The organism is Microbacterium sp. K36 (genome assembly GCF_004794355.1).
Lineage (GTDB): Bacteria > Actinomycetota > Actinomycetes > Actinomycetales > Microbacteriaceae > Microbacterium > Microbacterium paraoxydans_D.
On the sequence record NZ_SSDN01000072.1, the window covers coordinates 74256 to 86430 of the forward strand.

A 12175-nucleotide genomic window follows, 5' to 3' on the forward strand; every position below is an offset into this window, starting at 1 on the left:
ACCAATGACAGTTCTCACGCCCAGCTTCGGTCTCACTCTCGGTCCAATCGACTCCGATTGGACCATCGGCGAGCTCCTCGCGTGGCTCGAGGACGACACCCGCACGCACGACCCATCCCTCCGCGAACCGCTGGCCCTCATCGAGGCCGCCGTGACCGGCGCCCCGTGGCCGGTCGCCCCGTCCCCGGTCGCCCTGATCCGTTCTCTCGCGGTGGCGGCTCGGTCCGGGGGCCTCTCCCGCGTTCGAATCGCCCACTTTGCTCCAGATCCGGCCGGGATGGAGCAAAGTGCGCGACTCGAGACGGAGGAGTGTCAGGTGGCCTGAGCCCCGGCGCCGGAGGCGGGAGTGGTGACGATGTCGGCGCGGTCGCGGAAGCCCTCCGCCGTGACCTTGTCCAGGGCGACCTGCTTGCGGATGGCCAGAGCCTTCTCGTACAGGCTGGGGTCGCCGTAGCTCGTGAGCACCTTCACCAGCACCGGCAGCAGCTCGATCATGAAGAACAGCGCGGCGATGAGGATGTGCGCCCAGAGGATCGCGGGCTCCTTCTCGCTCAGGCGGTTGAGGCCGCTGATCTGGCTCAGCAGCCCCACCGCCCCGGCGTTGCCCTGCGCCACGGAATCCGCGCGGGCGTTGTAGGCCGCGAGCGCCTGCTCGTACGTGTCGCGCGCGGCGGGGAGCTCGTCCTTCGCCTGCTGACGGTTCTGCGACTCCGAAGCCGTGGTGTTCTCCTTGGCGGCGCTTCCGGCAGCGGCGAGCTCCTCGTTCGCGGTGCGGAGCTGGGCCGCGAGCGCGTCATAGGTCTGCTGGGCCTCCGCGAGCTGAGCCTGCGCGGCCTGAGAGCTCGCGCCCTCCCCGTTCACGCCGGTGCAGCCGGGAACAGTGCCCGCGCCCTCGCCCGTGAGCTCGCACTGGTACAGCGTCCGCGCCTGGTCGATCACGGCCTGCTGCTCCGTGAGCTTGGCCGTCAGATCGTCGACCGTCGACTGGGCGGCGGACTCGGTCGCCGACGACGATTCGGTCCCCGCGACGATGCCCGTCGCCGCCTGGTTCTCCAGCGCCGCGACACGCTCGGACGCCGCGTCCAGCGCCTTCCTCTCGGGACCGGTCTCGAGCGCCTCTTGATCGGCCTGCGCCTGCACGATGTTGGTCGCGGCGACCTCGCGGGAGATGTCGTTGTGGAAGATCTGCAGCACGAGCGGCTCCGCCACGACGAATCCGATGATCGCCGCCATGATCACGCGGGGGATCGCGAGGCCGATGAGCTTCCAGACGTTGCGGGTCGACGTCATGGTCGAGGTGAGGAAGCGGTCGAGGTTGAAGATGATCAGCGCCCACACGATCGCGAGCGGGATGGCGAGCCAGACCGCTGCTCGCACGCCCGTCGTCAGGGCGAAGAGCATGGAGATCGCGCTGACCAGGGCGGTCCCGGCGAGCACGAAGAACATCTGCACGAAGCGCGGGGTCTCGCCGGGGACCCGGTCGAGGATCTCGCCCTCGGCCCCGCCGAGGATCGCGAGAGCACGGAGGCGCTCGGCGGCGGTGCGACGACGACGCGGCTTCCGGACGCGCTGCGGGCGGACCTTCCGCTCGGGGACGGCCTCCGCGTCGACCGGGGCGTCGGGCGCCGTCACCGGCTCGGGCGTCGGGTGGTCGGACGCGACGTCGGGCTGCGCGGAGGTGTCGCCGGTCGGCTCGTACTCGCGCAGGAAGTCGAGGTCATCCGTCTCGGCGTTCGGGTCGCCGTCGATGATGATCCGACCCTGCGAGTCGAAGCGACCCGGGCGGTGGGCGGAATAGGGCATCCCGACAATCTACGAAACTTCGCCTGTGCATACCGTGGAAGATCCCTTGGACGGGTCTTCGAGTCGCGCGAATGGCTGCATCTGGGCCGGATGTGGAGCCAGGTAAGCGATCCGAACGGAGGGGTCAGGCCATCGCCGCGGCGGCAGCCTCATCCTCGGTCGTCGCGACGAGCTGCCCGCAGGCCCCGTCGATCTCCTTGCCGCGGGTGTCGCGGAGGGTCGTCGGGATGCCGGCGTCGTTCAGCCGCCGCACGAACTCGTCCGTGACGTCCTTCTCCGACGAGGTCCAGATCGAGCCCGGCGTCGGGTTCAGCGGGATCGGGTTCACGTGCACCCATCCGCGACCGCGCTGGTTCAGCTTCTCCGCCAGCAGGTCGGCCCGCCAGGCGTGGTCGTTCATGTCCTTGATGAGGGCGTACTCGATGGACACGCGGCGCCCGGTCTTGGCGTAGTAGTCGTAGGCCGCGTCGAGCGCCTCGTCGACCTTCCACCGCGAGTTCACGGGGATGAGCTCGTCGCGCAGGTGGTCGTCGGGGGCGTGCAGCGACAGGGCGAACGTGACGGGGATGTTCTCGTCGGCGAGCTTGCGGATCGCGGGCACCAGTCCCACCGTCGACACCGTGATGCCGCGGGCGCTCATGCCGAGACCGTCGGGCTGCGGGGCGACCATGGTGCGCACCGCGTCCATGACGCGCTTGTAGTTGGCGAGCGGCTCCCCCATGCCCATGAAGACGATGTTGGAGACGCGCTCCATGCTGTGGTCGTCGCGCTTCTTGCCGCCCAGCTCGCCGTTCGCGATGGCCCGGTTGGCCCGGACGATCTGCTCGATGATCTCGGCGGTGGACATGTTGCGCGTCAGCCCCGCCTGGCCCGTGGCACAGAACGGGCAGTTCATGCCGCAGCCGGCCTGGCTCGACACGCACAGCGTGATGCGGCCGGGGTAGCGCATGAGGACCGACTCGACGAGCGCGCCGTCGTGCAGACGCCAGAGGAACTTGATGGTGTCGCCGCGGTCGGTCTCCAGCCGCCGCACCTCGGTCATGAGGGGCGGGAGCATGCCGGCGACGAGCTCGTCGCGGATGCCGGCGGGGAGGTCCGTCATCTCCGCGGGGTCGGACGTGTAGTGGCGGAAGTAGTGCGTCGCGAGCTGCTTGGCGCGGAACCCGGGGAGTCCGAGCTCCTTCACCTTCTCGATGCGCTCGGCCGGGGTGAGGTCGGCGAGGTGGACCGGCGGCTTGCCGCGCTTCGGACTCGCGAACTGCAGCAGGGGGCGCCCCTCGGCGTCCTTCTTCTGGGTCCACCCCTCGGTCGCGGGGCGCACCTGCGGGGCCCGCGTCTCGCGGATCGCCCCCGAACGGGACGACGCGGGCGCGGTCGCGGGGCGCGTCTCGGGTGTGCGGGGGTTCTCGGCCATCCCTCCAGGGTACCGGGATGCGGGTGGGAGGCGCCTGGGCACGATCCCTGTCGCGGAGCGGGGCCGAGGCTACTTGTAATGACAAGTTGCCGTGCGGAAGAATGGGTGCATCCCCCTCGATCAAGGAGCAGCATGTCCGACCGTCTCGCCCGCGCCCGCACCACCGGCATCCTCGCCGTCCTCCGCGCCCCGTCGCCGGAGCTGGCTCTGGAGGCCTCGGAGGCGATCATCCGCGGCGGAGTCTCCGGCATCGAGGTGACCTTCTCGACCCCCGACGCGCCGGCCGTGATCCGCGAGCTCATCGCCCGCCATGGGGACGCCGCGTACATCGGCGCCGGCACCGTCACCACGGCGGAGCAGGCGACCCAGGCCGCCGACGCGGGTGCCGCGTTCCTCGTCAGCCCGGGAACCCTCCCCGACCTCACGCGCGCCATGCTCGACACCGGCCGCGTGGTGATGACCGGCGCGATGACGCCGACGGAGGTCATGGGGGCCCTCGATCTCGGGGTCGACGTCGTGAAGATCTTCCCCGCCTCCCTCGGCGGCCCCTCCTACCTCGGTGCGCTGCGCGGGCCCTTCCCCGACGCCCCGCTGATGCCCACGGGAGGCGTGAAGCCCGACAACCTCGCCGACTGGTTCGCCGCCGGTGCGGTCGCCGTCGGGGCCGGTGGAGACCTCGCGAACGGCACCGCGATCGCGAACGCGGACTGGGCGGACATCGAGGAGCGCGCCGCACGCTTCGCGGCCGCGCTCGCTGCCACACGGGGCTGAGCCGTCGACCTCCGGGATCATTTGGTATACCGGATGCATGCGGATACGACGGGTGGCGACGACCGTCGTGCTCGCGGGGGCACTGCTTCTCGCCTCGGCCTGCACCGCCGCGACCTCGTCGCATCCCTCGCCACCGATCCCGGAGGTTCCCATGACCGACGCCACGTCCGACCTGCTCGCCGCCGCCGCCGCGGGCGACGCTGACGCCGTCCGCCGGGCGCTCGACGCGGGCGCCGACGTCGAAGCCCGTGGCGACGGCGGCATGACTCCCGTGATCGCGGCCACCAAGGCGAACCACGTCGACGCGGCACGGCTCCTGATCGAGGCCGGCGCCGACGTGAACGCGAAGGACGACATCCAGGACTCCGCCTACCTCTACGCCGGCGCCCGCGGGCATGACGAGATCCTGCGGATGACCCTGGCGCACGGGGCCGACCTGCGCAGCACCAACCGCTTCGGCGGCACCGCGCTGATCCCCGCGTCCGAGCGTGGTCTCCTGCCGACGATCGAGATCCTGCTGGACGCGGGCGTCGACCCGGATCACATCAACAACCTCGACTGGACCGCCCTGCACGAGGCGATCGTGCTCGGCGACGGCTCCGCCCGCTACGTCGAGGTGGTGCGCGCGCTCATCGACGGCGGCGCCGATGCGACCATCCGCGACGGCGACGGCGTGCTGCCGGTCGACCTCGCGACCGACCGCGGGTACGACGCCATCGCCGCCGAGCTCCGGCGGTGACAGCGCTCGATCCCTGGGCCTGGGCCGCGCTCGGCGTGGCCGCGGTCGTCATCGGGATCTCGAAGACCGCTCTTCCGGGCGGCAGCATCCTCGCGATCGCCCTGTTCGCCGCGGTCCTCCCCGCACGCACCTCCACGGCGGCGACCCTTCTGCTGCTGATGGTGGGCGACGTGTTCGCGCTGATCGCCTATCGACGGCACGCGCATTGGCCCACGCTGCTACGACTCGCACCCGCGGTCGTGGCGGGACTCCTCCTGGGCTTCGCCTTCCTCGCCCTGACCGGAGACGGGGTCGTGCGCCGCGCCATCGGCGTGATCCTGCTACTCATGATCGCCGTGACGCTGTGGCGGCGATGGCGGCAGGCGCGGGCGGAACAGGAGGCGGCGACGCGGGGCGGCGCGCTGCTGGCCGGCGTCTACGGCACGCTCGGCGGCTTCACGACCATGGTGGCGAACGCGGGCGGACCGGTCATGTCGATGTACTTCCTCGCCACGCGGACGCCCGTCCAGGTCTTTCTCGGCACCTCCGCCTGGTTCTTCGCGATCATCAACGTGATCAAGGTGCCGTTCCTGGCCGGGATCGGACTGTTCACCGGCCCCGTGCTGCTCACCGATGCGATCCTGGCGCCGCTCGTGGTGCTCGGCGCGCTGGTCGGCCTGCGGGTGGCGCGGCGCCTGGATCAGCGGCTCTTCGATCGCATCGTGATCGTGCTGACGATCCTCGGTGCCGTCTACCTGCTGCTCTAGCCCTTCGACAGGCTCAGGCCCTTCGACGGGCTCAGGGACCCAACCCTTCGACAGGCTCAGGGCCCAGATCTGGGTCGCTGAGCCTGTCGAAGCGCGTCAGTCCAGGAAGATGTCCGGGAACAGCGCGCTGTCCGGAGTCCCGGGGACGGCGGCGTAGCCCGAGAAGTCGGTGACGCCGTTCGCCTCGAGCACGTCCTCCACGATCAGCGACTGCCCCGTGTACGTGCGCGCCGGCTGGGTGAGCACGGCGTAGGCGGCGTCGGCGTAGATGTCGGCCGTCCGGCTCGCGGCCATCACCTTGTCGCCGCCGAGGAGGTTCTGCACCGCGGCCGTCGCGATCGTCGTGCGCGGCCACAGCGTGTTGGCGGCGATGCCGTCGGCCGCGAACTCCGCCGCGAGTCCGAGCGTGACCATCGTCATCCCGTACTTGGCCAGCGTGTACCCGGTGTGCGCGCCCAGCCACTTCGGGGTGGGGTTCAGGGGTGGCGAGAGCGAGAGGATGTGCGGGTTCGCGGCGTCCTTGAGGATGGGCACCGCGGCCCGGGAGAGCATGAAGGTGCCGCGGACGTTCACGTCCTGCATCAGGTCGTACTTCTTCGCGGAGAGGTCGAGCGACCGGGAGAGGTCGATGACGCTGGCGTTGTTGAGGACGATGTCGATCCCGCCGAACTCGCCCTGCGTCTTCATGACGGCCTCGGTGATGTGGTCGTCGTCCCGCACGTCGCCCACGATCGGCAGCGCCTGGCCGCCCGCGGCGCGGATCTGCTCGGCAGCGCTGTGCACGGTGCCCTCGAGCTTCGGGTGCGGGGAGTCGGTCTTGGCGAGCATCGCGATGTTCGCGCCGTCCGCGGCCGCGCGCAGGGCGATCGCGAGGCCGATCCCGCGGCTGCCGCCCGACATGAGGATGGTCTTTCCGGCGAGTGTGCTCATGGTTCTCGTTTCGAATCGCTTGATTGGCTGGATTTCCGGCTCGAATCGGGTCATTCAGGCGATTCGAAGCCGGGAGGGGTCACCGCGGGGCCATGCGGATGGCGCCGTCGAGGCGGATGGTCTCGCCGTTGAGGTAGCCGTTCTCGACGATCTGCTGCACGAGGGCGGCGTACTCGTCGGGGCGTCCGAGACGAGCGGGGAACGGCACCTGCTGTCCGAGGGAGTCCTGCGCCTCCTGCGGAAGGCCCATGAGCATCGGGGTCTCCATGATGCCGGGGGCGATCGTGCCCACGCGGATGGCGTGACGGGCGAGCTCCCGGGCGATCGGCAGGGTCATGGCGTGCACCCCGCCCTTAGAGGCCGAGTACGCCGGCTGCCCGATCTGCCCGTCGAACGCGGCGACGCTCGCGGTGTTGACGACGACACCGCGCTCCTCGTCATGCAGCTCGTTCGCCGCGATGACGGCGGCGGCCTGGGAGATCACGTTGAACGTGCCGACGAGGTTGATCCGCACGATCCGCTCGAAGTCGGCGAGGACGGCAGGGGTGCCGTCGCGGTCGAGCACCTTGGCGGGCGGGGCGATGCCGGCGCAGTTCACGACGACCCGCAACGGTGCGGCGGCCTGCGCCGCGGCGACGGCGGCCTTGACCTCGTCGACGCTCGTCACATCCGCGGGCACGAAGAGACCGCCGAGCTCTGCGGCGATCTCCTCCCCCTTCGACGAGGCGAGGTCGATGATCGTGACGTGCGCGCCTGCGGCCGTCAGCCGCCGGGCGGTGGCCAGCCCGAGTCCGGAGGCGCCGCCGGTGACGAGGGCACCCTGTCCGCTGATCTGCATCTGATGTTCTCCTTCGAACGTCGTCGTGCGACATGCATGGAACGCAGTCCCAGCCTATGCGGTTCTTGGTGTCACCGCAGGCCCGCCGCGTCGACCCGAGCCTACGACACGGAGGTCGGGCAGGATGAGGGGGTGAGCATTCCCGCAGCCTCCGTCGAGGTCCCCGCCCGGGTGCGCGAACTCGCCGCCGGCGCCGCACTGACCCCCGCGTGGCGCAACGCGCTCGGCGGCCTGACCTTCCGCACCGACGACGGCCGCTACATCAAATGGGGTCCCCTCGATCCCGAGGCGAACATGCGTGACGAGGCCGAGCGGATGCGCTGGGCCCGCACATGGACCACCGTGCCCGAGGTGCTCTCCCAGGGCCAGGACGAGGCGCACGAGTGGCTCGTGACCGCGGCCCTCCCCGGCAGCAGTGCCGTGGATCCGCGGTGGGCCGCCTCTCCGGAGATCGCCGTCCGCGCGGTCGGGCTCGGCCTGCGCCTCCTGCACGACGCCCTCCCCGTCGCGGAGTGCCCGTGGACGTGGAGCCCGGCGGAGCGCATCGCGAACGCCGCCGCCCGCGGAACGACGGTGCCGACGGACCTGCTCGAGCCGCCGTCGATCGACCGGCTCGTGGTCTGCCACGGCGATGCGTGCCTCCCCAACACCCTGCTCGACGACGACGGCCGTCCCGTGGCCCACGTCGACCTCGCCGCGCTCGGGGTCGCCGACCGGTGGGCCGACATCGCCGTGGCCGCCATGAGCACGCTGTGGAACTTCGGACCCGGGTGGGAGGGCACCCTCATCGCGGCCTACGGCGTCGAGCCCGACCACGTCCGGCTGGAGTACTACCGACGGCTCTGGAACGAGACCTGAGCCGTCCTCACGCCTCGGGATGCGCGTCGCTGAGGAGGCTCCCGTCGGCCGGCCGCCGATCCCACGAGGGCTTCCGCAGCGCGTAGAAGAGCAGCGGCGGGGCGCCGAGCACGACGATCACCGCTCCGACGATCCACGGGTACGCGGCCGCCGGGAACGCGGTGAAGCCGTCGGGCGGGATGAAGGCGAGCAGGAACGCCGCGAGGCAGGCGAAGAACCCGACCCCGGCGACGAACGGGAGGGCCTTCACGCGGTAGGCACGGGGGACGTCCGGTGCCTTCCGCCGCAGCACCATCGCCGAGGCGAACATGAGCATGTACATGATGAGGTACAGCGCGGCGGCCATGTCGATCAGCGCGACGAAGGCCGCGCTGACGTTGGGCACGATGATGAAGATCGCCGCGAGGATCGTGACGATGGTCCCCTGGAGCATGAGGATGCCGGACTGCACACCGGCCTTGTTCCGTTTCTGCAGCAGCGGAGGGAGCAGCCCCGTCTCCGCCGCCGCCAGCACGCCCTTGGACGGACCGGCGACCCAGGTCACGACCGAGGCGAGAGCGCCGGCGGCGATGAGCGCGGAGACGACAGCCGTCGCCCACCCCATGTCCCAGTGGTCGAAGTACTCCCCGAACGCGAGCATGATGCCGTTCGTCAGCCCGAGCTCCTTCTTCGGCACCGCGACCGCGATCGCGATGGTGGGCAGGATGAAGACGAGCAGGATCAGGCCGGCGGCGAGGAACACCGAACGCGGATAGCCCTTGCCCGGATCCTTCATCTGGTTCACGTGCACCGCGTTGACCTCCATGCCGGCGTAGGCCAGCACGTTCGACACGATCAGCACGATGGACGCGAGACCCGTGAACGGCGGGATCACCGCCGAGGCCTCGAGCGGCACCTGACTCTTCTCTCCGCTGAAGACCCACACCGCGCCGAACACGATGAGCAGCACCGCGGGGAAGAGCGTGCCGATGATGCCGCCCCAGGAGCCGAGCTTCGCGAAGAGATCGCCACCGCGGAGGGTGACCAGGGTGGCGCCCCAGTAGCAGACGATGATGATGACCGCCGTGAAGAAACCGGAGCTGGACAGCGAGGGGTCGAGGAACACGAAGGCGAGAGCGCCGGCGACGAACGCGAGCTGTGTGGGGAACCAGACGACGTTCTGGATCCACTGCAGCCACACCGCGGTGAACCCCCACCGGTTGCCGAGGGCCTCGCGCACCCACACGTACACCCCGCCCTTCCAGCCCGTCGCGAGCTCCGCGGCGACGAGGGCGGTGGGGACGAGGAAGAGCACCGCGGGGATGAGGTACAGCGTGATGCTGCCGAGGCCGTAGATCGCCATCGCCGGCAGGGACCGCAGGCTCGCCACGACGACGAGGGTGAGCAGGGCGAGCTGGCCGATGCCGAGGACGGCGACGGCGGGACGGGAGATGCGCGGCGTGGAGGTGGCGCCGGCGGTACCGGACTGCGGGGCGGACATGTCGGCCCCTAGTGGTGGAACGCCGAGTCGGGGTGGTCGGACGGCATGGGAGCCGTGAGCGCGTCGAGGTGGGCCACCTCGGCGGTGATGGCGTCGAGCAGCTCGGCGGCCAGATCCATGCTGAGTCCGTTGCGCACGACGATCCGCTGCACCGTGAGGTCTTCGAGGTCCGCGGGCATGGGATAGGCGGGCACGAGCCAGCCGCGCATCCGGAGCCGATCCTGCAGGTGGTACAGCGTCCACTTGTCGGTGTGCCCGTCCTTCAGACGCCAGGCGAACACCGGGATGTCGCTGCCGTCGTTCCACAGCTCGAACGCGTCGAGTTTCGCGATCCCCGCGGACAGGAACTTCGCCACGTCCTGCGAGGCCTGCTGGATGGCCCGGTACCCCTCGAATCCGAGGCGGAGGAACAGGTAGTACTGCAGCAGCACCTGAGCGCCAGGGCGGGAGAAGTTCAGGGCGAAGGTCGGCATCTCCCCGCCGAGGTAGCTCACCTGGAAGACGAGGTCCTCCGGCAGCCACTGCGCGTCACGCCAGACCACCCAGCCGAGACCGGGGTAGACGAGACCGTACTTGTGCCCCGAGGTGCTGATCGAGTGCACGCGCTCCAACCGGAAGTCCCAGACCAGGTCGGGCTGCAGGAACGGGGCGATCATCGCTCCCGAGGCGCCGTCCACGTGGATCGGGATGTCGAGGCCCGTCTTCTCCTGGATCGCGTCGAGCGCCGCGGCGATCTCGGCCACCGGCTCGTACATGCCCGTGTACGTGACCCCCATGATGGCGACCACTCCGATGGTGTTCTCGTCCACGTACTTCTCGAGGTCGTGGCCGTCGAGCGTCTTGTGCTCCTCGCTGATGGGCACGTAGCGCGGTTCGACGTCGAAGTAGTTGCAGAACTTCTCCCAGCACACCTGCACCGCGCTCGACATCACGAGGTTCGGCGTGGAGGCGTCCTTGCCGGCGGCACGGCGCGCCTGCTGCCAGCGACGCTTGAACGCGAGACCGCCGAGCATGCACGCCTCGGAGGAGCCGATGGTCGAGGTGCCGATGCTCTTCGCCGCGTCCGGAGCCCTCCAGAGGTTCGCGAGCATGTGCCAGCAGTTGTCCTCGATGGCGGCGGTCTGCGGATACTCGTCCTTGTCGATCATGTTCTTGTCGAACGAGGCCACGTAGACCTGCTTCGCCTCGTCGTCCATCCAGGTGCTGACGAAGGTGGCGAGGTTGAGGCGTGCGTTGCCGTCGAGGATGGTCTCGTCCTCGACGATCTGCTTCGCCGTCGCGGGAAGGGACTCGGAATCCGGGATGACGTGTCGCGGTGCGACGGTGGCCTCGCCCGGCCGCGTGAAGAGCGGCTGGTCGTCGGCGGAGGAGATGCTCATGGGACGTCCCTTTCGGTCGGTGTCGATTGGCACTGTCTCCAGCGGACGCTAGACCGGCCACCGAGCCACCTCTACGGGCCCCTCGTCCGAAAGGGGTGAGGGTCAGGACGGCCCGAGGATGAAGTTCCAGGCGCCGGTCGCGACCGCAGCGGCGATCGCCGTCGCGGAGATCGCGGCCCCGACGGCGAGCAGAAGCCACTCCGGGGCGCCGAAGCGCGACTCCCGCGCCCACGTCCGTCGGCCCGCCGCCCCGAAGCCGCGTGCCTCCATCGCGGTCGCGAGCTTGGCACCGCGGCGGATCGACAGCACGAGCAGGGCGAAGGCCATGCCGAGGAAGCGGCGGATGCGTCCGCGATCGGCCACGCCGCGCGCCCGGCGGGCGAGTTCCAGAGCCCGCCAGTCGTCGAGGAACAGGCCGGCCATGCGCAGGCCGGCGAGCGCGCCCAGCACGAAACGGGCCGGAAGCCGAAGGATCTGCCCGAGGCCGTCGGCGAGGTCGGTGGGATCGACCGTGATGAAGAGCACCACCGAGGGCAGGGCGATCGCGAGCACCCGGAGCATCGTGGCGACGGCGAGCGCGAGCGACCCCTCGCTGATCCGGAGCACGAACCAGTCGACGTAGACGGTGCCGCTCGTCTCGCCGTAGAGGGCGATGGTGAGACCGGTCAGCGGCGCCGCGAGCCAGACCGGCCACGTGCGCATCCAGAACTCGCGCCAGTCGATGCCCGCGAAGAGGAACAGCACCGCTTCGAGCACCAGCGCGACAGCCGCCGACACCGGGTCGAGGGTGAGGACCAGCGGCACGGCGATGAGCGCGCTGACCCCGAGCTTCGCGACCGGATTGATCCGGGCGACGACGCCGGTGCGGGTGGGCGCGGGGGCGAGAGCCGTCATGCCGGTGCCCCCAGCGCGAACCGCGTGGCGTGCAGGGCGCGCACCACGTCGAGATCGTGGGTGATGGTGATGATCGCGGACCCCTCGTCCCGCAGGGCGGCGAGCATCGCGACGAGCTCAGCCCAGGTGCGGGCGTCCTGACCGAACGTCGGCTCGTCGAGGATCAGCACCCGGGGTCGCGTGGCGATCGCGGCCGCGACCGTGAGCCGGCGCTTCTCTCCACCCGAGAGCGTGTACGGATTCGCGGCCCCCAGATGCGCCAGCCGCAGCCGGGCGAGCAGCTCGTCGACACGGGCTTCGATCTCGCCTTCGGGGAGGCCCAG

13 protein-coding genes are annotated in these 12175 nt (G+C 70.4%); 5 read left to right on the plus strand and 8 right to left on the minus strand.

Annotated elements, in window-relative coordinates; genetic code table 11:
• Positions 1–4: 4 nt before the first annotated feature.
• Positions 5–325, plus strand: coding sequence for a hypothetical protein (locus DW296_RS08315; protein WP_136051846.1), 321 nt, complete (start codon positions 5–7; stop codon positions 323–325).
• Here the strand turns inward: DW296_RS08315 and DW296_RS08320 are convergent.
• Together DW296_RS08320 and rlmN are read right to left on the minus strand one after the other, a co-directional pair.
• Positions 313–1803 (minus strand): DUF4407 domain-containing protein, encoded by a 1491-nt coding sequence (locus tag DW296_RS08320; RefSeq protein WP_136051847.1) that lies wholly within the window; start codon positions 1801–1803, stop codon positions 313–315. The genes DW296_RS08315 and DW296_RS08320 overlap by 13 nt on opposite strands.
• Positions 1804–1927: 124 nt before the next feature.
• Positions 1928–3217, minus strand: coding sequence for a 23S rRNA (adenine(2503)-C(2))-methyltransferase RlmN (rlmN, locus tag DW296_RS08325; protein WP_240743037.1), 1290 nt, complete (start codon positions 3215–3217; stop codon positions 1928–1930).
• A gap of 132 nt (positions 3218–3349) precedes the next feature.
• Between rlmN and DW296_RS08330 the strand changes: the two genes are divergently transcribed.
• From DW296_RS08330 to DW296_RS08340, 3 genes are read left to right on the plus strand one after another with little or no spacing between them, the layout of a single operon-like run.
• Positions 3350–3988, plus strand: coding sequence for a bifunctional 4-hydroxy-2-oxoglutarate aldolase/2-dehydro-3-deoxy-phosphogluconate aldolase (locus DW296_RS08330; protein ID WP_136051848.1), 639 nt, complete (start codon positions 3350–3352; stop codon positions 3986–3988).
• Between the two features lie 37 nt (positions 3989–4025).
• Positions 4026–4727: an ankyrin repeat domain-containing protein gene (locus tag DW296_RS08335; RefSeq protein WP_136051849.1), complete on the plus strand. Its 702-nt coding sequence runs from the start codon at positions 4026–4028 to the stop codon at positions 4725–4727.
• Entirely contained in the window at positions 4724–5473 is a 750-nt protein-coding gene (locus DW296_RS08340) for a sulfite exporter TauE/SafE family protein (RefSeq protein WP_136051850.1), read from the plus strand. Before DW296_RS08335 ends, DW296_RS08340 begins: the two co-directional genes overlap by 4 nt.
• 96 nt (positions 5474–5569) lie before the next feature.
• Here the strand turns inward: DW296_RS08340 and DW296_RS08345 are convergent, their stop codons facing one another.
• Together DW296_RS08345 and DW296_RS08350 are read right to left on the minus strand one after the other, a co-directional pair.
• Entirely contained in the window at positions 5570–6403 is an 834-nt protein-coding gene (locus tag DW296_RS08345; RefSeq protein ID WP_136051851.1) for an SDR family oxidoreductase, read from the minus strand.
• Between the two features lie 79 nt (positions 6404–6482).
• Positions 6483–7241, minus strand: coding sequence for an SDR family NAD(P)-dependent oxidoreductase (locus DW296_RS08350; protein ID WP_136051852.1), 759 nt, complete (start codon positions 7239–7241; stop codon positions 6483–6485).
• Positions 7242–7373: 132 nt separating this feature from the next.
• Here DW296_RS08350 and DW296_RS08355 point away from each other — a divergent pair, with 132 nt between their 5' ends.
• Positions 7374–8099 (plus strand): aminoglycoside 3'-phosphotransferase, encoded by a 726-nt coding sequence (locus tag DW296_RS08355; RefSeq protein WP_136051853.1) that lies wholly within the window; start codon positions 7374–7376, stop codon positions 8097–8099.
• A 7-nt stretch (positions 8100–8106) separates the two neighbouring features.
• On the opposite strand, the gene DW296_RS08360 is transcribed toward DW296_RS08355, so the two are convergent.
• The 4 genes from DW296_RS08360 to DW296_RS08375 all read right to left on the minus strand — a co-directional run.
• Positions 8107–9579, minus strand: coding sequence for an amino acid permease (locus tag DW296_RS08360; RefSeq protein WP_205807909.1), 1473 nt, complete (start codon positions 9577–9579; stop codon positions 8107–8109).
• 8 nt (positions 9580–9587) lie between these two features.
• Positions 9588–10958: a glutamate decarboxylase gene (locus tag DW296_RS08365; protein ID WP_136051854.1), complete on the minus strand. Its 1371-nt coding sequence runs from the start codon at positions 10956–10958 to the stop codon at positions 9588–9590.
• A 102-nt stretch (positions 10959–11060) separates the two neighbouring features.
• Positions 11061–11852 (minus strand): energy-coupling factor transporter transmembrane component T family protein, encoded by a 792-nt coding sequence (locus DW296_RS08370; protein WP_136051855.1) that lies wholly within the window; start codon positions 11850–11852, stop codon positions 11061–11063.
• The coding region (locus tag DW296_RS08375) for an ATP-binding cassette domain-containing protein (protein WP_136051856.1) at positions 11849–12175 on the minus strand (327 nt) is incomplete at its 5' end. The genes DW296_RS08375 and DW296_RS08370, both read right to left, overlap by 4 nt.

Excerpts from the sequence above, each read along its gene's own strand:
- rlmN (WP_240743037.1), bottom strand. The coding sequence starts at position 3,217 with ATGGCCGAGAACCCCCGCACACCCGAGACGCGCCCCGCGACCGCGCCC.
- DW296_RS08370 (WP_136051855.1), bottom strand. The coding sequence starts at position 11,852 with ATGACGGCTCTCGCCCCCGCGCCCACCCGCACCGGCGTCGTCGCCCGG.
- DW296_RS08315 (WP_136051846.1), top strand. The coding sequence starts at position 5 with ATGACAGTTCTCACGCCCAGCTTCGGTCTCACTCTCGGTCCAATCGAC.
- DW296_RS08360 (WP_205807909.1), bottom strand. The coding sequence starts at position 9,579 with ATGTCCGCCCCGCAGTCCGGTACCGCCGGCGCCACCTCCACGCCGCGC.
- DW296_RS08330 (WP_136051848.1), top strand. The coding sequence starts at position 3,350 with ATGTCCGACCGTCTCGCCCGCGCCCGCACCACCGGCATCCTCGCCGTC.
- DW296_RS08350 (WP_136051852.1), bottom strand. The coding sequence starts at position 7,241 with ATGCAGATCAGCGGACAGGGTGCCCTCGTCACCGGCGGCGCCTCCGGA.
- DW296_RS08365 (WP_136051854.1), bottom strand. The coding sequence starts at position 10,958 with ATGAGCATCTCCTCCGCCGACGACCAGCCGCTCTTCACGCGGCCGGGC.
- DW296_RS08320 (WP_136051847.1), bottom strand. The coding sequence starts at position 1,803 with ATGCCCTATTCCGCCCACCGCCCGGGTCGCTTCGACTCGCAGGGTCGG.
- DW296_RS08345 (WP_136051851.1), bottom strand. The coding sequence starts at position 6,403 with ATGAGCACACTCGCCGGAAAGACCATCCTCATGTCGGGCGGCAGCCGC.
- DW296_RS08335 (WP_136051849.1), top strand. The coding sequence starts at position 4,026 with ATGCGGATACGACGGGTGGCGACGACCGTCGTGCTCGCGGGGGCACTG.